This is a genomic window from Empedobacter sp. UBA6305 (assembly GCF_002440405.1).
Classification (GTDB): domain Bacteria; phylum Bacteroidota; class Bacteroidia; order Flavobacteriales; family Weeksellaceae; genus Empedobacter; species Empedobacter falsenii_B.
This window is the reverse complement of record NZ_DJTP01000018.1, coordinates 22,908-41,378: the sequence shown is the minus strand read 5'-3', so window position 1 is coordinate 41,378 and position 18,471 is coordinate 22,908. Positions and strand designations below refer to the sequence as shown.

General features: G+C 31.6%; 18 protein-coding genes. 4 read left to right on the top strand and 14 right to left on the bottom strand.

The features are described 5' to 3' along the window. Window positions 1–500: 500 nt before the first annotated feature. The 10 genes from B3M86_RS04815 to B3M86_RS04770 all read right to left on the bottom strand — a co-directional run bounded on the left by B3M86_RS04815 (window position 501) and on the right by B3M86_RS04770 (window position 10,537). Window positions 501–1,283, bottom strand: a complete 783-nt coding sequence (locus B3M86_RS04815) for a nitrilase-related carbon-nitrogen hydrolase (protein ID WP_291068930.1) — start codon at window positions 1,281–1,283, stop codon at window positions 501–503. Further along, on the bottom strand, window positions 1,267–1,932 hold the full coding sequence (locus B3M86_RS04810) for a phosphatase PAP2 family protein (protein WP_291063538.1): 666 nt from the start codon (window positions 1,930–1,932) through the stop codon (window positions 1,267–1,269). Before B3M86_RS04810 ends, B3M86_RS04815 begins: the two co-directional genes overlap by 17 nt. A gap of 131 nt (window positions 1,933–2,063) precedes the next feature. Then, window positions 2,064–2,408: a 50S ribosomal protein L20 gene (rplT, locus tag B3M86_RS04805; RefSeq protein ID WP_038337134.1), complete on the bottom strand. Its 345-nt coding sequence runs from the start codon at window positions 2,406–2,408 to the stop codon at window positions 2,064–2,066. Between the two features lie 95 nt (window positions 2,409–2,503). Then, window positions 2,504–2,701, bottom strand: coding sequence for a 50S ribosomal protein L35 (rpmI, locus tag B3M86_RS04800; RefSeq protein WP_038337133.1), 198 nt, complete (start codon window positions 2,699–2,701; stop codon window positions 2,504–2,506). A 59-nt stretch (window positions 2,702–2,760) separates the two neighbouring features. Next, on the bottom strand, window positions 2,761–3,270 hold the full coding sequence (gene infC / locus B3M86_RS04795) for a translation initiation factor IF-3 (RefSeq protein WP_236688239.1): 510 nt from the start codon (window positions 3,268–3,270) through the stop codon (window positions 2,761–2,763). Between the two features lie 59 nt (window positions 3,271–3,329). After that, the gene (gene thrS / locus B3M86_RS04790) at window positions 3,330–5,252 is read right to left on the bottom strand and encodes a threonine--tRNA ligase (protein ID WP_038337131.1); all 1,923 of its coding nucleotides are present in this window, start codon (window positions 5,250–5,252) and stop codon (window positions 3,330–3,332) included. 154 nt (window positions 5,253–5,406) lie between these two features. Beyond that, entirely contained in the window at window positions 5,407–6,657 is a 1,251-nt protein-coding gene (locus B3M86_RS04785; protein WP_291075884.1) for a hypothetical protein, read from the bottom strand. Window positions 6,658–6,894: 237 nt separating this feature from the next. Further along, window positions 6,895–7,989 carry an LptF/LptG family permease gene (locus B3M86_RS04780; protein ID WP_291074944.1) on the bottom strand — a complete coding sequence of 365 codons (1,095 nt, stop codon included), beginning with the start codon at window positions 7,987–7,989 and terminating at the stop codon, window positions 6,895–6,897. Window position 7,990: 1 nt separating this feature from the next. Next, window positions 7,991–9,121 carry a tRNA guanosine(34) transglycosylase Tgt gene (tgt, locus tag B3M86_RS04775; protein ID WP_291074946.1) on the bottom strand — a complete coding sequence of 377 codons (1,131 nt, stop codon included), beginning with the start codon at window positions 9,119–9,121 and terminating at the stop codon, window positions 7,991–7,993. A 111-nt stretch (window positions 9,122–9,232) separates the two neighbouring features. Next, the gene (locus tag B3M86_RS04770; RefSeq protein ID WP_291075886.1) at window positions 9,233–10,537 is read right to left on the bottom strand and encodes an OmpA family protein; all 1,305 of its coding nucleotides are present in this window, start codon (window positions 10,535–10,537) and stop codon (window positions 9,233–9,235) included. Window positions 10,538–10,715: 178 nt separating this feature from the next. Here B3M86_RS04770 and B3M86_RS04765 point away from each other — a divergent pair, with 178 nt between their 5' ends. After that, entirely contained in the window at window positions 10,716–11,618 is a 903-nt protein-coding gene (locus B3M86_RS04765; RefSeq protein WP_180905406.1) for a mechanosensitive ion channel family protein, read from the top strand. Next, a complete protein-coding gene (locus B3M86_RS04760; RefSeq protein WP_038337124.1) occupies window positions 11,618–12,874 on the top strand; it encodes a D-alanyl-D-alanine carboxypeptidase/D-alanyl-D-alanine-endopeptidase in 1,257 nt (418 codons plus the stop codon). The genes B3M86_RS04765 and B3M86_RS04760 overlap by 1 nt, the downstream gene beginning before the upstream one ends. A gap of 49 nt (window positions 12,875–12,923) precedes the next feature. Here B3M86_RS04760 and B3M86_RS04755 read toward each other — a convergent pair whose 3' ends face one another. Both B3M86_RS04755 and B3M86_RS04750 read right to left on the bottom strand, forming a co-directional pair. Beyond that, on the bottom strand, window positions 12,924–13,397 hold the full coding sequence (locus tag B3M86_RS04755; protein WP_038337123.1) for a DUF6702 family protein: 474 nt from the start codon (window positions 13,395–13,397) through the stop codon (window positions 12,924–12,926). A gap of 180 nt (window positions 13,398–13,577) precedes the next feature. After that, on the bottom strand, window positions 13,578–13,991 hold the full coding sequence (locus B3M86_RS04750) for a hypothetical protein (protein WP_038337122.1): 414 nt from the start codon (window positions 13,989–13,991) through the stop codon (window positions 13,578–13,580). 135 nt (window positions 13,992–14,126) lie between these two features. Here B3M86_RS04750 and trmB point away from each other — a divergent pair, with 135 nt between their 5' ends. Further along, complete coding sequence (trmB, locus tag B3M86_RS04745; RefSeq protein WP_038337121.1) at window positions 14,127–14,804, top strand: tRNA (guanosine(46)-N7)-methyltransferase TrmB; 678 nt, start codon at window positions 14,127–14,129, stop codon at window positions 14,802–14,804. A gap of 94 nt (window positions 14,805–14,898) precedes the next feature. Beyond that, a complete protein-coding gene (locus B3M86_RS04740) occupies window positions 14,899–16,350 on the top strand; it encodes a M20/M25/M40 family metallo-hydrolase (RefSeq protein ID WP_291075889.1) in 1,452 nt (483 codons plus the stop codon). Between the two features lie 73 nt (window positions 16,351–16,423). Here B3M86_RS04740 and B3M86_RS04735 read toward each other — a convergent pair whose 3' ends face one another. Next, window positions 16,424–17,779 carry an orotate phosphoribosyltransferase gene (locus B3M86_RS04735; RefSeq protein ID WP_286495706.1) on the bottom strand — a complete coding sequence of 452 codons (1,356 nt, stop codon included), beginning with the start codon at window positions 17,777–17,779 and terminating at the stop codon, window positions 16,424–16,426. A 159-nt stretch (window positions 17,780–17,938) separates the two neighbouring features. Then, window positions 17,939–18,403 (bottom strand): hypothetical protein, encoded by a 465-nt coding sequence (locus B3M86_RS04730; protein ID WP_286495705.1) that lies wholly within the window; start codon window positions 18,401–18,403, stop codon window positions 17,939–17,941. Between the last annotated feature and the right edge of the window lie 68 nt (window positions 18,404–18,471).

The window sequence follows — 18,471 nt, the reverse complement described above, 5'->3', positions numbered from 1 at the left end:
TGAACAACTTGAGGCTTTTTTGTGTTTATGGATTTCGCTTTAGGCTGAAGGCTGTAAGCTTTACGCTAACTCAAAACTATGTTTTATAAAACAAGAAGCTTCTAGTCAGTTAATAAGAAGCTTGCTTTCATCCAACAAGAAGCTTCTAATTAGTCAACGAGAAGCTTCTTCTTAATAAAAAGGAAGCTTCCTTTTTCAACTAACTTAAAATTTACTACTTATAACTCGAAAATACCCCTATTTCCCTCAAGTGGATATTTTAACTTCTACTTCTATTCCTGTAAGTCTTAAATCTTATGTCTTATAAATTATAACTTATCACTCAAAACTCAGAACTTACAACCCGCGTTAGGGATAGTAGTGGAAATCCTTTTGTAGAAATTGGATTTTCCTGTAATCACTTCCAATTTTCTTCTACAAAAGATTGCAACGGATAGCCCGACCGAAGGGAACGCCCAAATAATTCCATAAAAAAAGCCCAACCGAAGTTGAGCTTTTATTTATCCAAAATAAAATGAATCGCGATCATTTAGGAAATTAAAATGCTTTCGAGTTTTATCTTGTTCTTCTTTATCAATTTCGAATTGTAAAATTTCGGGATGATTGTTTATCGTTTTCAAATCCTGTCCCAAAGTATCAAACAGATGCGAATCGCCTTGATACTCGAGATTATAGCCATCTACACCAATTCTATTTACGCCAGCAAGAAAAGCCATATTTTCGATTGCTCGAGCTTTTAGGAGTGAAATCCAAGCTTCACGACGTGCTTTTGGCCAACTAGCGTTACAAAGTATCAAATCGTAGGGATTTTCCTCAGTATTGCGAATCCAAACTGGAAATCGTAGATCGTAGCAAACAATAGGACGAATTTGCCATCCTTTATAATCTATCGTTACAATTTTATCTCCAGCAGAATATACGCCAACTTCTTTTCCGTAACTGAACAAATGTTTCTTATCGTAAATGTAAATAGAGCCGCTTGGACAGATGAAATAAAATCGGTTATAGTATTTATCGTTTTCATGCGTAGAAATGCTTCCAGCAATCGCAGAATTCAATTCTTTGGCTTTGTGTTGCATCCATTCGAATGTTTCTCCAAAAGGCTTTTGACCAATTTTTTCTACATTCATAGAAAATCCCGAAGCAAACATTTCTGGTAACAATATAATATCGGTTTGATGATTGGTTAATAATTCATCTAAATAAGCGTGATTAGCTTTTGCATCTTCCCAGATTACATCGTATTGTATTAATGATATTTTAAGTTTATTTTGAATCTCCATTGTTAATAAATTTTTGATCTAATTTTGGTTTATTAGATTGATTGATGATGTAATACATAAAGATAAATATAAAAAAACCAATAAACGAACCGCCAACTGTATCAATCGCAAAATGGCGTGACAAGTAGATTCTACTAATTGCGATACTCGGAAAATGGAGCGCAAAAAATAATTGTAACCATCTGTTTTTGGTTAATAAACATAAAGTCATCGAAATTATTGCGGCTGTTAATGAATGTCCCGAAGGAAAAGTTGAAGCCATTTGTATCGCATAATCTTTGACTAGAATAATGTCTATTTTTTTCTGTGTAAAATAATATCCAGGACGTAAAACTTGTTCGAAATAGACATTCTTAAAAAAGACACTAATTGTTGTTGCAACTGCTCCAGAAGCTAATAAATAATAAAAATAACGACGAGTAGTTTTCCAAAATAGATAACCAAGAAGTATAAAAAATAAATAATAGGTTCCAAAATCGGTATAAAAAACAAAGAGTTTATCGAGATAATGATTGCTGTATTGATTGAAATGCAGATGTAATTCGTCGCGTCCATAATATTGCGTCATGGCGATTGCGGCAAAATTGTAGATAAAAAATACAAAAAAAAATGGCCAAATTCTTAGAAATAAATCTTTTTGTTGATTCATTTGAGGGTTTTTAAATAATATTTATGATGAGATTCTAAAACAAGTTTAGAATGACATTCATTCAAATTTAAGCAAAAAAAAACTTGACTAAATAGCCAAGTTTTAAAACGTTTTAATATTGTTTAAAAAAATTATTTTACTTTTTCTACGATTGCTTTGAAAGCTTCTGGATTGTTCATCGCTAAGTCAGCTAAAACTTTACGATTTAATTCAATTCCAGCTTTGTGGATAGCTCCCATAAATTTAGAGTAAGACAATCCGTGTAATCTTGCTCCAGCGTTAATTCTTTGAATCCATAACGCACGGAAATTTCTTTTCTTTTGACGTCTATCGCGGTAAGCGTATACTAAACCTTTTTCTACTGCATTTTTAGCAACAGTCCAAACGTTTTTTCTTCTTCCGTAATATCCTTTTGCAAGTTTTAAAACTCTTTTTCTTCTAGCTCTTGACGCAACTGCGTTTACTGATCTTGGCATAATTTTTAATTTTTTTGTAGTGGGCGAGATTGCTCTGCTTTAAGGCCCATCGACAGGGTTAATAATGAATTAATAAACCAAATAAGAACACGTTCTTATTTTAATCTTAATTGTTGTTTTACTGAATGAACATCAGCTTGATCAACTAAACCAGTTTGAGTTAAATTTCTCTTTTGTTTAGTCTCTTTTTTTGTTAGGATGTGGCTTTTAAAAGCGTGTTTTCTTTTAATTTTACCTGTTCCTGTTAATTTGAAACGTTTTTTCGCTCCAGATTTTGTTTTTAATTTTGGCATGATTACAAATATTTAAAATTAAAACGTTTTTTATTTTTTGTAAGATGATAAGAACCTAATTATTTCTTAGGTCCCATCATCATAATCATTCTTTTACCTTCAAGTTTTGGCATTTGTTCTACTTTTCCAACATCTTCCAATTCTTGAGCTAAACGTAACAATAAGATTTCTCCTTGATCTTTAAAGATAATAGAACGTCCTTTGAAGAAAACATATGCTTTCAATTTTGAACCTTCTTCTAAGAAAGATCTTGCGTGACGTCTTTTGAATTCGTAATCATGATCATCTGTTTGAGGACCGAAACGAATTTCTTTTACGACAACTTTCTGCTGTTTAGCTTTAAGTTCTTTTTCTTTTTTCTTTTGTTCGTATAAGAATTTTTTGTACTCTACGACACGACAAACAGGTGGAATGGCTTTTTCACTGATCATTACCAAATCTAAACCTTGTTCTTCTGCAAGTTCTAAAGCTTTAGCTATTGGATATACACCAGGTTCTATACCTTCTCCAACAACGCGTACTTCTTTCGCGTCAATCTTATCATTGATCTTGTGTTGATCTTCCTTAATTACTCTGGCTGGACCTCTGCCGCCTTTTCTTCTAATTGCGATAGTTATTCTGTTTTAAATTATTTTAATTTGATTTGTTCTTTCATGAAGTCGATAAACGCTTGAATCGTCATCTCTCCTAAATCACCTTCTCCGTGTCTTCTTACAGAAACTGTACCGTTTTCTGCTTCTTTTTCACCGATGATTAACATGAAAGGAATTTTACCGATTTCGGCATCACGGATTTTTTTACCAGTTTTCTCGTTTCTACTGTCAATCAGTCCGTTAATTTCTTCTTCGGCCAGCAAATTTAATACTTTTTCTCCATATTCCACATATTTTTCACTAATTGGTAAAATTGTGAATAAATCTGGTGTTAACCAAAGTGGTAAATTACCTGCTGTATTTTCTAACAAAATTGCAATGAAACGTTCCATAGAGCCAAATGGCGCACGGTGAATCATTACTGGTCTGTGTTTTTCGTTGTCTGCTCCAGTGTAAGTTAAATCAAAACGTTCTGGTAAGTTATAATCCACTTGGATTGTTCCTAATTGCCATTGACGTCCTAATGCATCTTTCACCATAAAGTCTAACTTAGGTCCATAGAATGCAGCTTCGCCATATTCTACAACTGTTGGTAAACCTTTTTCTGCTGATGCTGTGATAATTGCTTGTTCAGCTTTCTCCCAGTTTTCATCAGATCCGATGTATTTTTCTTTATTCTCTGGATCTCTTAATGAGATTTGAGCCGAATAATTATCAAATCCAAGATTTGTAAATACATATAAGACTAAATCAATTACTTTTTTGAATTCTTCTAATAATTGATCTGGTGTACAGAATAAGTGAGCATCATCTTGAGTAAATCCGCGAACACGAGTTAAACCATGCAATTCTCCTGATTGTTCGTAACGATAAACTGTACCAAACTCAGCATAACGTTTTGGTAAATCGCGGTACGACCATTGAGATGTTTTGTAAATCTCACAATGATGTGGACAGTTCATTGGTTTTAACAAGAATTCTTCTCCTTCGTTTGGCGTTTTAATTGGCTGAAAACTATCTGCACCATATTTTGCATAGTGACCAGAAGTTACATACAATTCTTTTTGACCAATGTGCGGAGAAATGACCATTTCGTAACCCATTTTTTGTTGCTCTTTCAATAAGAAGTTTTCTAATTTTCTTCTCAAAGCAGCTCCTTTTGGTAACCAAAGTGGTAAACCTGCACCAACTTTTTCAGAGAAAGCAAATAAACCTAATTCTTTTCCTAGTTTACGGTGATCACGTTTTTTTGCTTCTTCTAATAACTCAAGATATTCTGTTAAATCTTTTTGTTTTGGGAATGTAATACCGTAAACACGAGTCAACATTTTGTTTTTCTCGTCTCCACGCCAGTATGCTCCGGCAACATTCAAGATTTTTGCAGCTTTCACAATCCCAGTGTTCGGAATGTGTCCACCACGACATAAATCTGTAAAATTATCGTGTGTACAGAAAGTAATATCTCCATCATTTAAGTTAGAGATTAATTCTGTTTTGTATTCATTGTCTTTATACGTTTCTAATGCTTCTGCTTTCGAAACTGAATATAATTTGAATTCAGCTTTTTTCTTTGCATTCTCTAACATTGCTTTTTCTACTTTCGCAAAATCAGCTTCTGTAAATTTATCCTCACCAAAATCAACATCGTAATAGAAACCTTTGTCAATCGCAGGTCCAATTGTTAATTTAGCATTTGGATAAAACTCTAAAATAGCTTGCGCTAATAAGTGAGCAGATGAATGCCAAAAAGCTTTTTTACCCATTTCATCATTCCAGGTTAACAATTTGATCGTTGCATCTGTGGTGATTGGGGTTGTTGTTTCAACTTGTTGATCGTTTACTATAGCCGAAATTACATTACGTGCTAAACCTTCACTAATGCTTAGCGCCACGTCCATAGGAGTTACGCCACTCTCATACTGTTTTACACTTCCATCTGGAAGAGAAATGTTTATCATCTTACTTTTAGAATTTGTACTAAGATGCAAAATTACGAATTTTCTGTAAGTTGACGAAATTTTTAAAGAGTTGATTTTAGCTAGAATATTAAGTAAACAGTTGAGCTATTGTTTTGAATGAAATTATCTTGTTTTCGATAAAATTAATATCGAGTTATTTCTTTATAAACTTTAAAACTTCGTTCGATTCTTTTGTTTTAATATAATAGATTCCAGCCGCTAATCCTTGACAATCAATTGTTATATTTGATTGATTATTAATACGAACCGATTGTACAATTTGTCCAATAGAATTGTAAATGAAAAGTATATTATTTTGAACATTTAATTGTGTTTTATCAACTCCAATTATAATTTTATCATTCGTGATATTTGCTGATTGCAACCAGATAAATGGTTTTGATTCAAACGTTTTTGTGTTTAAATTTTCGTGAATTTTAAATTGCATGACAATAGGTAAATGATCGCTCATATTGTACAAATTAGTTCGTAGAGTTTGAGAGTAAATGCCTGTACAATCAGGATCTTTAACATCTTTATTCAAACAATCTCCATTATTTCCATACGCTTTATAACTATCGTTTATAAAAGAAAAACGTGAGCTGTTTTTGAAATTTTCACTCATCATAATAAAATCAAAACGATCGTCCAAACCGCCACTTGCCCCTGCATTAGTTCCGCTTCCAAAACCTATGTTAGAAACGCGTGTACTTTGTGTATGTAAATAACTAAAAGCTGGATTGTCTTGCCAATTTCCAAGTGCATTTAATGGATCAATCATCAAAATAGCATTTGCCGGATTGATAATTTCTTGATAAGCTGGTTCTGATGAATTATAAAAATTAAAATCTCCAGCAAAAAGAACATATGTATTAGGTTGCGTTAATTTTTTCAAGGATTTTGTGACTTCTTGCACCATTTCCAAACGCATTTGACGATTTGCAGGTCCTGTACTCGATTTTAGATGCGCAACAAAAACTTCTAAATGAATAGGATCGTTTGAAGTAATATTTAATTGAAAAGAATATTGATTGATGTCGCGATAAACTGTGGGAATTTTTTGTTGATTAACTAACGTCAATTTGCGTGTGTTATAAAAAACCATTGTTTGTAACGGATCATCTGGTTTCGTTGTGTCAGCTACAAAAAGTGCGCGAGCAAATTTATCAGGTTGATTTTGCAAAGATGTATTTAAGATTAAATCACCGCCATTTTCTGTTACTAATTCACAAATCATAAATAAATCTGGTTTGTATTCGTCTAAAATATCTCTTAAGATCAATTGACGATTTTGAGGAAGTGAATTCGGAAATTTGAACACATTATAAAACATTGTATTTAATGTTTCTTGCGAAAAAATAGAAACCGAAAGTATCAAAAATAAAAGGAGTAAATTTTTTTTCATATCAATTGATTTTAGTTTTACACTTGAACTTTTTTGAAATCTAAAAAATTAATTTAGAATATCTTAAAGTTATTAATTATCAATTGAATAAAAAAAAATATTTCTTGAAATTGATTAATTTAAAAGAATTATTTTAGTAAAATCATGGTGAGTTTTTAGATGGATTTAATAAATTATTTACTTGTATCGTTGATATAAAAAATCCAGTTCCGAAAAGAACTGGATTTTTGAAATATTTTATGAACGAGCTCGTCTGAAATATAAAAACAAAGTTAGTAATCCGAAGACGATGTTTGGTATCCACGAGGCGACTAGTGGAGACACGTATCCTTTTTCGGAAAACGTAGACGTTGTTTGAGAGAAGAAAATGTAGACAAACGCTAACGAAATACCAACTGCAAGGTTGATTCCGATTCCTCCACGACGTTTTTTAGATGAAAGCGATAGAGCCAAAAGTGTCAGAATAATAGTTGAAAATGGACCGCTTAAACGGTTATTTAATTCATTTTCGTATGTATTTACATTGGCAGAACCTTTTGCTTTTTGTTTTTGAATAAATTCATTCAATTCGAAGGTATTCATTGTTTCAGCAACATATTCTTCTGGTAAAATTTCGTCTGGAGAAGCTGGTAACTTCAAATTTGTATTGGCTTCGTAATTTAACTTTTCCGTTTTATCTTTGTTAATATCGCGCGTGTAAACACTCATTAATGCATAAGTAGAATCTTTATCATTCCAATTAAAACTTGAAGCGATGATTTGTTTTTTCAACTCAGTCGAATCAAATTTTTGATACATAAAAGAACTTCCTAATTTTTCTGTTCTGTCATAACTATCCACAAAAACAAATTCGTCAGGAGAAATTTGCGAACCGATACGTTGTCGTTTATAATATTCTTCCTTGTCGTTATTACTCAATAAATGGGTGTATTGGTATTTATTTTTTTTGATATTTGCCCAAGGTAAAACCACATTTCCTACTACCAAAGCAGAAATAGCTAAAAATGTAGCAACCCAAATATATGGAAGTGTAAATCGATAAAAACTAATACCACCCGAAAGTACACCTACAATTTCGGTTTGCATCGTCAGTCGTGATGTAAAATAGATCACAGTGATAAAAACGGCAATTGGTAAAAAGGTGTTAATAATCCAAATAGACCAATAAGGGTAAAATTGGGTTAAAGCCGAAAAAGCTGTAGAACCACTATCATTAATACGTCCTAACTTTTGACTAAGATCGACAATAACAGCGATAGTAGACAAAATTAAAACCATGAAGATAAAGGTTCCGATAAAGTTTCGGATGATGTATTTATCAATTATTTTCAAACTACAGACGTTGTTTTAATTGTGGAACAATTTGTTCTTTCCATTGAGCGAAATCTCCTGCTAAGATATGTTCTCTTGCCACTCTTACCAAATCTAAATAAAAGGCAAGGTTATGAACTGATGCAATTTGTTTTCCTAAAGCTTCGTTAGCATTAAATAAATGGCGAACATAGGCTTTTGTGTAATAAATATCCACATAGCTTGTTCCGTTTTCGTCTAATGGTTCGAAACAATCTTTCCATTTTGCATTTTTCATGTTCATTACACCATTCCATGTAAATAACATGGCATTACGCGCATTACGCGTTGGCATTACACAATCGAACATGTCAACTCCAAGTGCAATACATTCGATGATATTCCAAGGTGTTCCAACTCCCATTAAATAACGGGGTTTATCTTGAGGAAGAATTTCTGTTACGATATCTGTCATTTCGTACATCACAGGTTCAGGTTCTCCAACAGATAATCCACCAATTGCATTTCCTTCTGCACCGAAATCCGCAATATATTTTGCTGATTCTTGACGTAAATCTTTGAAATCATTTCCTTGTACAATTGGGAAAAGCGTTTGTTTGTGATCGTAATATTCAGGATTATTGTTTAACCAAGTTCTACAACGTTCCAACCAACGATGTGTAACATGCATCGCACGTTTTGCATCGTGATATTTTGCTGGAATTCCTGTTAATTCATCAAAAGCCATAAAAATATCAGCTCCGATATAACGCTGAATCTCCATTGATTTTTCTGGCGTAAACATGTGGTAAGAACCATCGATATGCGATTTGAAACGCACACCTTCTTCAGATTTTTTACGACTTGTTGCCAAAGAATACACTTGGAATCCCCCAGAATCTGTAAGAATTGGTTTTTGCCAATTCATAAATTTATGTAATCCACCCGCTCTGTGCAAAATATCAGTTCCTGGACGCAAATACAAATGATAAGTATTTCCAAGAATGATTTGGGCTTTAATATCTTCTTCTAATTCACGTTGGTGAACAGATTTTACTGTACCAACCGTACCAACTGGCATAAAAATAGGTGTTTCGATTTTACCATGATCGGTTTCTACAACACCGGCTCTTGCCTTAGAAAATTCGTCTTTTTTATCGATTGAAAATTTCATAGTGTGCAAAGATATTAATTGTTTAGCTTGTTGCGAGTTGGTTTCGAAAAAAATAACAAAAAAATAAGGATAAAATTGCTTTTACCCTTATTTGTAAATTTTATGAAATGACTATTTTGTAAAACGTAATGACATTTTGCGATCAGAAGCTCTTTCTGCGTCAGAAGCTGTTTCAGCTACTTTTGCAAATTCTTCTCCGTAACCTTCGGCAGCAATAATTTGCGCACCAACACCACGTTTTGTTAATTCAGCTTTTAAGTAATCTGCTCTTTTTTGAGAGATTTCTTTGTTTTTCTCATCATCACCAACTTTATCTGTGTACGCTCCAAGCTTAATTTTTGCAGTTGGATATTTTTTCAAAATTGCAGCAACATTGTCTAATTGAATGTCAGAACCTGGTTCTAATTGATCAGTTTTACCAAAAACGAAATTTACATTATCAAAGTTGAACCATTTTTCTTTTAATTGATCTTCTGACATTGTTGCAAAATCTGGAGCTTTGATAAATTTGATAATTTGATCTTCTAATCCATTTGCGTATCCTTTCAAAGCAACACCATCTAAATCGATATCAGATAATTCTTTTGGCGCAGTGTTTAGAGAATCCTCATTCAATGAATCAACCACAATTTCAGTTTCTTCTGTAACAACTGTTTTTTCTTCATTCTTATTGCATTTTTTTAATAAGAAAAAGGCTGCTAAAGCAACTAAAATTAATGGAATTAACCATTTCCAAAAATCTCCACCGCCATTGTTTTTATTATGGGTTTCTGCGTAAGCATCAACTGGTGCTACATAAGGTTTTTCTTCTGGTTCTACATCAACTACTTTTCTTGTTTCTGTAATAGTTTCAGTGACATGATCTTTTGCAACATCTTTTGTTTCAGTGATTTTAGGCGCATCATTAAACATTGTTCCTAAACCTAAAGCTCCAAGACCTAAACCAGTTGGAATTAATCCTAAAATTTTATCTTTAATTCCACCTAAAGATGAAAAGAAATCAGATTCTGTAACATTGTTATATTCTGCTTCTTTTCCAATAGAGCCAAAAGTTGTTAAAGCTGTTAAGTCTAATAATTTTGAAGATGAACCTGTCGAAATTTCAGCATATTCAGCAATTTTAGAAACGATTGGTTGTGCATTCGAACCAAAAATAACATTGATTAATTCTTTAATCGTGTCTGGCGTTTCTTGTTCTGTCGAGATATTTGCTAATCCACGAGAAGCACCAAAAGATTTGATGGTATGGAATAGACCTGTAGTAGAATTCTTTTTTTCTAAAACACCTCCCAAAATAATTGGAATAAATGCATTGATTGCTTTAGAAATTCCCGATTCATTTTCACCTAATTCTGATGAAGTTTTCGAGATTAAATCTGGGGTAATATACCCTTTTACTAATTCAATAATGTTCATAGATTTTAATTTTTAATTATAGCCTTTTTTAAGTTGTAATTTGTTCTTAACGAATATTGTACCAATATTCATATTTATTAAAATTAGTTAAAAAAAATGATAATTTTTCTATTTTTTTGAAAAGATGTTAGATTGGAACTAATTTTATCAACTGAATTAATAATAAAAAAGAATAATTATGCAAGAGCAAGATAAGGTAGATAGTTTGCAAGATGTTATAACAACGCCATTTAAGGATTTAGAAAACTTTACACAATGGTTATTAACGAAAGGTTCTGAAGTTGGATGGAGCTTAGTTTCTGCTTTATTAACCTTAATAATAGGTTTTTGGGTAACAGGTAAACTTGTCAAGTTAATCGAAAAAAGAATGGTTGCACGAAATGTCGATTTATCAATTCGTACGTTTTTAATTCCAATTCTTAATATATTATTCAAAGCTATTGTATTAACTTTTGTTGTAGGTCGATTAGGTTTTAATGCTTCTGGTTTTGTTGCAGCTTTAGGAGGTGTTGGTTTAGCAGTTGGTTTAGCTTTACAAGGATCTTTGTCAAATTTTGCAGCAGGAATTTTAATTATTCTTTTCAAACCTTTCAAAGTTGGGGATTATATCGTATCGCAAGGAAATGAAGGAAGTGTAGAGTCGATAAATTTACTAAATACAGTAATTGCAACTGCAAAAGGACAGATCATAACTTTGCCAAACGGGAATTTATTTAACAATCCAATTACCAATTATTCTGTAAAAGAATATCGTAGATTAGATGTAAATGTTGGTATTTCTTATGATGATGATTTTGACAAAGCGCGCGAAGTTTTGTTGAATGTTTTAGAGAAAAATGAATTGGTTGATGATACACAATCTAAAACGGTTGAGATTCTAGAATTTGCTGCAAGTTCTGTGAATTTGGCTGTGCGTTGTTATGTGAAAAATAGCGATTATTGGACAGCTTATTGGCAATTGTATCGCGCGGTGAAATATGCGTTGGACGACAATAATATTTCGATGCCTTATCCACATACAGAAATGATTATTAAAAACGAATCGAATTCGTCAACAATTCCTTTCGAGAACAAAGATTAATGAAGTATTTACTTACCATATTATCAATTTTTTCGTCTGTGCATCTTTTTGCGCAAACCGAATTAATTGAGAAACATCTCAATTCTGATTTCTATTCTACTCAATTCACGGGATTTTATTTATATGATCCAATCACGAAAGAAGAAATTTATAATTATAACGGGAACAAATTTTTTATTCCAGCATCTAACACCAAAATTTTTACGTTGTATACAGCGATGAAAATGTTGAATGATTCGATTCCTGCATTCAAATATCAGTTGATTGGTGACGAATTGCATATCGAAGGAACTGGAGATCCAACTTTTTTGCATCCAAAATATAAAAATACACGAGCGTTAGATTTCCTGAAAAATAATGGTTCTAAAATTGTTTTTCATTGGAATAATTTCGACGAAGAATCTTTTTTACCAGGTTGGACTTGGGACGATTTTAGAAAAGATTATGCACCAGAAAGAAGTCAGTTTCCGATTCATGAAAATTTAGTTTCAATTTCGAAAAATGGAAGTTCAATCAAAACATTTCCAACATATTTTGAAGAATTAACAGAAATTAGAGAAATGCCAGAGCCGAGGAATTTCTATGACAATAAATTTTATATCAGCAATAAAAAACGAACAGAAAAAGTTCCTTTCATTGTGAATGAAACGGTGATAGAAAAATCGTTGTCGCAAATTTTGGGGAAACCTGTTGATATGGTCAAAACGCCAATGGTCAATAATCCGAAAGTGTTTTATAGTCAGAAATCAGATGATGTTTACCGCGAAATGATGGAAAATAGCGATAATTTTTTGGCTGAACATTTATTGATTTTAGCTTCGAGTACTTTACCAGGAAAATTGAGCGCTTCTGAAACGATTACCTTTTCGAAAAGATATTTGTTGAATGATTTGAAACAGCAACCAGAATGGTTTGACGGTTCGGGATTATCGCGTTATAATTTGTTTACACCTCAAAGTTTTGCGCAAGTTTTAGGGAAAATGTACAACGAATTTCCTGAGCAACGTTTGTTTTCTATTTTCCCAATCGGCGGTAAAACGGGAACAATCAAAAATAGATACAAAGATTCGGCGCAACCTTATATTTACGCCAAAACAGGGACATTGAACAATAATGTAACGTTGAGTGGTTATTTGAAAACTAAATCTGGAAGAACGTTAATTTTTAGTTTGATGAATAACAATTCGATCAAAGATTTATCTTGGATTCGAAATGAGAACGAAAAGTTATTGCGAGTGATTAGAGATAATTATTAAGCATATTTGAAATAAAAAAACCTTCCGAAATCGGAAGGCTTTTGCTTTATTAGAAAGACATCTTTACGGTGTCGTTATTTCCTGTTAATACTTTTGTGTCTTTTTTGTTTTTGACATCAAAAGTTACAATGTTTTGTTGGTCATTAAAAATATCTGTCAACAAAGCTACTTTTAGTTCTATCGAGCTGATATCAGAAATTTTATCAAACTTAAAGAAAACTCGTGTCGATTTATCATTTACCTGATAACCATAATACGAAGTTCCCAAAGCTTTACCATTTACTTTGACATCAACTTTACTATTTACATACGCTTTCAACTTGTTCTCAAAATTAGATTTGTTCGAAACATCTGCACCAACTGCTTTTTCCAACTGATTGGTAAATGTACGCGCGGTTATGTTTAAAGTTCCGGTTTCTTGTTCGTAATCAACCTTGATATTTGCTGTATGGAAATCTTGGGCACTTAGGTTAAAAGTTACTAAAACCAAAAGCAAAGAGAATAGATATTTTATATATTTCATTTTATTTCTTAGTTTGTACAAGTCTATTTCAAATCGAGTGCCAAAGATTCTTAAAATTTAAAAGAAAGCTTTAGCGACTTGTTAATAACGAAATTAGAATAAAAAAATTATAAATCACATAAAAATATAAAAAGAGTATTAATAACTTAATACTCTTTTCTATGAATTTATTCTAAATTTTTAAGCAAACCAAACATGGTAAGGAATTCTACTTAAAATACAAACTAAACCAATAATTGCAAAGACTGCAACGCTCATTGGTACAGTTGTAGATCGTTTCAATTTTGCATTAGCAATTGTCATAAAAACAACACCTGCAATCATCATCATAGGGTGTTCAACAAAAGTTAATCTTAAGCCAGAATCTTTCATTATTCCTGATGGTTCTAAAGCAGAAAACATCATTATATAATAGACTAATCCAAGTAATAATTGAACGTGAAAAGTAATGGTTGTAAATAACCCGATTTTTTTAATTGTTGCGTTTGTATCTTTTTTAGAAATCGCATAAATTAATGTTGAAATCATAAAGATAACGCCCATCAAAATCACAAGATAAGCCCAGCCACTATGAAATTGTTTGATAAAATCCATTTTTCTAATTTTAGTTTTTCAATACAAAAATAATAAACCTTTTTACATAAATACTATTTGATGATATTTATGTGTTTTCAGAACAGTTTTTTAGATTAATCAAAATCTCGTAATTTCGCGCAAAATATATCCGAAATGGGAAAAGATAAAATCAGAAGATTTAACGAAAATAAAACTTTTCAGAATGTTGTTCAACCAACACGAGAAGAGGCGATTAATGAGTTTGCATTAAAAGGAAATTGGAACAAAGAATTTTTCAAGAACGATAATCCAATTGTGTTAGAACTTGGATGCGGAAAAGGAGAATATACAGTTGCAATGGCGCGTCGTGACAAGGATCGTAATTTTATCGGAGTAGATATTAAAGGATCAAGATTTTGGCGTGGTGCTAAGACTTGTTTGGATGAAGGAATAGAAAATGCTGGATTTCTTCGAACTCAAATCGAAATTATCGATCATCTTTTTGCAGAAAATGAGGTGAGCGAAATTTGGATTACTTTCCCAGATCCACAAATCAAATACAGAAGAACAAAACATCGTTTGACAGATCCTGAATTTTTGAGACGTTACAATACAATCTTGAAACCAGAAGGAACAGTAAACTTAAAAACGGATTCTGAATTTTTACATGGGTATACACATGGTGTTATTCACATTGAAGGTCACGAAGTGATTCGTTCTACACACGATGTTTATCACCCAGATCATTCGGATATTCCTGCAATTGTAACGGAAGTACAAACATATTACGAATCGAAGTTTTTGGAAGAAGGTAAAAAGATTACTTATATAAAGTTTCAATTAAAATATTAATAAAAAAATCCATCGAAAGATGGATTTTTTTATTTCAAATAAATCTGATAAAATATTATTAATCATATATTTGTTTTAACACTAATATGATTTTATGAGAAATAAATTTTTATTCCTTACGCCTTTTTTATTCCATGCTATTTTTTCTTTTGGGCAATCCAAAGAAAACTTCATTTTTGCGACAATGGAGAAAGAGAATGCAATTTTTTTACAAAAAAATCATGCAGATTCAATTGATCTAATATCTTCGAAAGATAATTTATCTGCAATTTATTTTCATCCAGAAATTGCTGAAAGTTTGCACGGAAAATTTGCACATGGACATGGTTATGTTTTTAGAAACTCGAAAGAAAATGCACTTCAATCACTTCAAGAAAAGCCATCTCAGAAAAAAGCATCTTTCAATTATACAATATCAGAACAAGCTTTTATAACTACGGCTTTGAATGATGTTGATGTTAAAGAAATTGAGAAAACAATTTTGATGTTAGAAGGTTTCAAAACGCGTTATCATACACGACAAGAAGCAAATAATGCGGTTCTTAAATTGAAAGAAGTTTGGGAGAAAATGATTGCTGATGCAGGACGAACTGACGTATTTGTAAGAATCGTTGATCATGTGAATACGCCAATGAAGTCGTTGATTTTGACTTTTAATGGAATTGAAAAGAAAGATGAATTTGTGATTATTGGAGGTCATGCCGATTCGACTGTTGGTTGGAATGCAAATCAAACTTTTGCACCAGGAGCAGATGATAATGCATCTGGAATTGCAACAATCACCGAAGTTTTGCGTGTGTTGTTAAAAAATAATTTCAAACCGCAACGAACTACCGAAATTATGGCTTACGCAGCAGAAGAAATAGGTTTAGTAGGATCGAAAGAAATTGCGCAGAAATACGCTTCGGAGAATAAAAATGTAATAGGTTATGTACAATTTGATATGACGAATTACAAAGGTTCTACGAAAGATGTTATTTTGATGACGGATGCTTATTGTGATGCAAATCTCAATTCGTTTTTGATGCAATTGATGGACGAATACAACAAAACTGGTTTACATCAATTCACGTATGATACTTCACAATGTGGATACGGATGTTCAGATCATTTTAGTTGGTCGGATAATGGTTTTGCGGCAACTTTACCTTTCGAGGCTAAAATGCAAGATAGCAATCCATACATTCATTCTGTAAATGATACATATGCAACTCTTGGGAAAACCTCTACGCATGCTACGAAGTTTACAAAATTAGGAATCGAATATGTGGTTGAAGCTGCTAAAACATCAACTTTAGGGACAAATGATGTTGATAGAAATTCATCTAAAATTTATATTTCAAACAAAACATTGAATTATCAATTAAATTTTGAGTCTCAAATTTCGATTAAAATTATTGATGCAACAGGACGAATGATTAAAACGATAAATACTGAAAATTCTAATGGAAGTGTAAATCTTTCTAACTTATCAGCAGGATTTTATGTCGCAACAATTCAAGATGATAATGGAAATAGTGTTTCGCATAAATTTATATTGAAGTAGATTTCTTACCAAATAAAAAACAAAAAGCAAGCTGAAATAGCTTGCTTTTATATTTTTGAAATTTATCTAAATCTTAGTCATTCAAACTTTGTAGGTAAGAAACCCAACCTAACGTTTGGTATTCTTTTGCCGCAGTTTTTACATCAGCAGCTTTGTAAATTCCACGACCAACAATCATAAAGTCTGTGTGGTAATTTTTGAAAACTAATTCTGGCGTATTATACTGTTGTCCTTTGCTATCTCCAGTCGAAGAAATATTAACACCAGGCGTAAACAATAACAAGTTATCAGGAATTTGGCGTTGTGCAACAGCTCCTAAAACATTTCCAGATTGTTCCGAAACATTAATTGCTTTTGTAAAGTAATAATCATCAGTCAATGTTCCTTTCGAAGACATTTCAACAATTGTGATAACTCCGGTATTTTCGAAAACTTTTAATGATTCTAAACCTCCAATTGGATGAACAGTTACTAAATCTGCCCAATCAGAAATTTTGTAAATCGATTTCTTAAATTGTAATTCTTGCGTATTTCCAATATCTCCAAACTTGCGATCTTCGAATAATAAGAATTCTTTTTCACGTGCGATTTTTTTCAACTCAACAATTAAGTTATCCGAAAAATCTTGAATAATATCTGAATGTAATTTTAACGCAACAATATGATCACCAACCTTTTTAGCGAAATCTGTAATTTCTTCAGAAGTAATTAAATCTGCAGAAGCAATTAAGTTAGATTGTTTTTTCAATGCTAATTCAACCAAACGTTTTCCAACTGGATGTACAATTTTTTTGTTTTCCAATGCAATACGTTGTTTTGCAGGAACCGCTTCTGGAGGTAGAGCTAAAAAGTCTTTGATTTTTTTCGCTTCATCATCACTTAAACGGTGATATTTATGTAAAATATCGATTACCTCGTGAATTGTAAATAACGTTTTCACATTGTAACCTTGTTCTTTCAATTTTTCAGATCCACCTTGCGCACGATCTAAAACAACCACCAAATCTTTTACACGTAAACCTTCGCGCTCAACTTGATCAATTGTTTCTAATAAAGATTGTCCAGAAGTAATTACATCTTCGACCAAAAGACAAGATTGTCCTTCCGTAAAAACACCTTCTACCATACGTTTAGTACCGTAACCTTTGTTTTCTTTACGTTTGATAATCAAAGGAATATTCGATGTTAAACTCATTGTAGTCGCCATTGGCAAAGCTGCATAAGGCACACCACAAATCAAGTCGTATTCTACATCTTCAACTAAATCTAATAAGTTATTTGCTAAAGTTTTTAGTAATTGTGGGCTCGAAGCTAAAGGTCTTAAATCGACATAGAAAGGAGATTCTATACCACTTTTTAAAGTAAAATTTCCAAATTTTATAATTCCCAGCTCGTAAGCTTTCAATAAAAAATCTTCTCTTGGTTGCATCTGTGTAATGTTTGAGCAAAGTTAATAGGTTTTTGAGTCATTTATGGCATTTTAAGGGAAATTAATTTTTAGATGTATAAAAATTGAATATTTATACTAATTTGATTTATAATTTGTTCTAAAAGTGAAATATTATGTATTTAAAATAAATGAAAATTTTTAATTAATGTTATTTTTTATTGAATCAATAGTGCATCTTATGTTTTCTAAATCTTCTTCGCTATTAAATGTAAAATTATCACCAAAAGGATCAATAGCTCTTGATATAAAAAAGAACTTTTTGTTATTTATTTTGATATAATTTAAATATGGAAGTACAAATTGATTAATTTCTTGAACTTCATTAAGATTAAATGTTTTTTTTGAAAATACCTTTTTAATTGTAAGTTGGTTAATGTTATTATCTAACACTATTTCATTAATCTGATAATTAATCCGAATAAAAACACATAAAATTAGTATAAATGAAATACAAAAAATCAAGACATCATATTTATTTTTTGCAATTATTTCGTCTAAATAAGTGAAAATAATTACTGAAGTAAATAGAATTAATATGTTTAAAACAATTATAATAAGCACATTATAAAAACTATTATATTTTCTACTAATATATTCTTTCATTTATAAGAATTAAATATTTACGTAAAAATATAATTTTTATGTAATTCAGAAAAGAAGTTTTCGTTCTA